Source organism: Streptomyces chisholmiae (genome assembly GCF_031845445.1).
In the GTDB taxonomy this organism is placed as follows: domain Bacteria; phylum Actinomycetota; class Actinomycetes; order Streptomycetales; family Streptomycetaceae; genus Streptomyces; species Streptomyces chisholmiae.
In genome coordinates, this window is record NZ_JAVREO010000073.1 from 1 (window position 1) to 591 (window position 591).

Annotated in this window: 2 protein-coding genes; both read left to right on the plus strand. The window is 66.5% G+C overall.

Features of this window, described 5'->3' with window-relative positions:
* Nucleotides 1-294: ABC transporter permease (locus tag RM844_RS32105; RefSeq protein ID WP_311670978.1), on the plus strand; the 294-nt coding region annotated here is incomplete at its 5' end.
* A gap of 6 nt (nt 295-300) precedes the next feature.
* Nucleotides 301-591: TetR/AcrR family transcriptional regulator (locus RM844_RS32110; protein WP_311670979.1), on the plus strand; the 291-nt coding region annotated here is incomplete at its 3' end.

The window sequence follows — 591 nt, forward strand, 5'->3', positions numbered from 1 at the left end:
CTGTTGTGCAGCGCGTTCGCCCGCACCGAGTTCCAGGCCGTCCAGTTCATGCCCGTGGTGATCGCACCGCAGCTGCTGTTGTGCGGCATCATCGTGCCGCGCGCCGCTCTGCCGGAATGGCTGCAATGGATCAGCAACGTGCTGCCGGCCAGCTATGCCCTGGAAGCATTGCAGCAGGTCGGCGCACATCCCGAGCTGACCGCCGTCGCGGCCCGTGACATCGCGATCGTGGTGGGATTTGCTGTATTGGCGCTCTGTCTGGCCGCGGCCACCCTGCGCCGCCGAACACCCTAGGAAGCCGTGAGTACCGACATCGATTCCGAACGAGAACGCAAACGCCCCGGCCGCCCCGCCGGTCCGTCGGACAGGCGCGAGCGCATCCTGGCCAGTGCGCGGGAGTTGTTCTCCCGCAACGGCATCGACAAGACCTCGATCCGTGCCATCGCGGCCGACGCCGGGGTGGACGCCGCCCTGGTGCATCACTACTTCGGCACCAAGACCCAGCTCTTCGCGGCGGCGATCCACATACCCATCGATCCGATGACCGTGATCGGAAGGCTCAAAGAGGTCCCGGTCGAGCAGATCGGGCAC